The organism is Acidovorax sp. KNOB132 (assembly GCF_057541515.1).
Genome location: NZ_BAAJYT010000524.1, coordinates 1 through 1,295, shown reverse-complemented (window position 1 = coordinate 1,295; position 1,295 = coordinate 1). Strand labels below are relative to the sequence as shown.

Annotated in this window: 2 protein-coding genes; both read right to left on the bottom strand. The window is 72.7% G+C overall.

The genetic code is table 11. The features are described from left to right. On the bottom strand, nucleotides 1-158 hold a 158-nt coding region (locus tag AC27IO_RS24335; RefSeq protein ID WP_498741229.1), incomplete at its 3' end, for a hypothetical protein. A gap of 58 nt (nucleotides 159-216) precedes the next feature. Continuing rightward, nucleotides 217-1,295 (bottom strand): imidazolonepropionase (hutI, locus tag AC27IO_RS24330; protein WP_498741228.1); only part of this gene is annotated, 1,079 nt, incomplete at its 5' end.

Sequence of the window (1,295 nt, the reverse complement as noted above, 5' to 3'; positions counted from 1 at the left end):
GGCGCCACCGCGGTGAGCCGGCCCGCGGCATCCCACTGCAGCAGCACGTCGCGCGCCCAGCCGCCGGGCAACAAGGCGTCCTGCGCGAACAGGGCGCCAGCGGGAGGCGTCCGCGGCGCAGAGGACTCGGCAGGCGGGGATGGAACGGTGGTGCGCATCAGTCAATGGCCTCGGGGCAGATGGGAAAAGAGAAAAAGGATTGGGGCCACCGGTGCATCAAGCCGCCGCCCGGGCGATGCGCCCCTGCCGCACGATGGTGTGCGCCGGCTTGTGCCCGAACCAGTAGGCCAGCTCCGCGGCCTCCTTGAAGGGCCACAGCACGAAGTTCGCCGGCCGCCCCGCGGCAATCAGTCCGTGCGAATCCTGCAGCCCCAGCGCGCGCGCGGCATGGGTGGTGATGCCGGCCAGCGCCTCGGGCACGGTCAGGCGAAACAGCGTGCACGCCATGTTGGCCATGAGCAGCAGGCTCAAAGCGGGCGAGGTGCCGGGGTTGTGGTCGGTGGAGACGGCCATGGGCACGCCGGCCTCGCGCAGCAGCGCGATGGGTGGCAGGTGCGTGTCGCGCAGGGTGTAGTAGGCGCCCGGCAGCAGCACGGCCACCGTGCCGGCGGCCCGCATGGCGGCGATGCCCTCGGCGGACAGGTGCTCGATGTGGTCGCACGACAAGGCGCCATAGCGCGCGGCGAGCGCCGCACCGCCCATGTCGGAGAGCTGCTCGGCATGCAGCTTGACCGGCAGGCCCAGCCGCTGCGCCGCCTGAAAGACCTGCTCGGTCTCGGCCAGCGTGAAGGCGATGCGCTCGCAGAACACATCCACCGCATCGACCAGCCCTTCCGCCGCGAGCGCGGGCAGCATCTCCTGGCACACGTGGTCGATGTAGTCCTGGCTGCGGCCGGCGTATTCGGGCGGCAGCGCGTGCGCGCCCAGGAACGTGGTGCGCACCGTGGTGCCGGTGGCCTCGCCCAGGCGCCGGGCCGCGCGCAGCTGCTTGCGCTCGTGCGCGGTCGCCAGGCCGTAGCCGGACTTGATTTCGATGGCGCACACGCCTTCGTCGAGCAGCGCCGACAGGCGCGGCAGGGCGAGGTCGAACAATTCGTCTTCGCTGGCCTCGCGCGTGGCCCGCACCGAGGCGACGATGCCGCCGCCGGCCCGGGCGACTTCCTCGTACGAGGCGCCGGCCAGCCGCATGGCGAACTCGTTGGCGCGCTGCCCGCCGTAGACGAGGTGGGTGTGGCAGTCCACCAGCCCGGGCGTGGCCAGCGCGCCGCGCGCGGCGTGGCGCGGCAAGGCGGCAT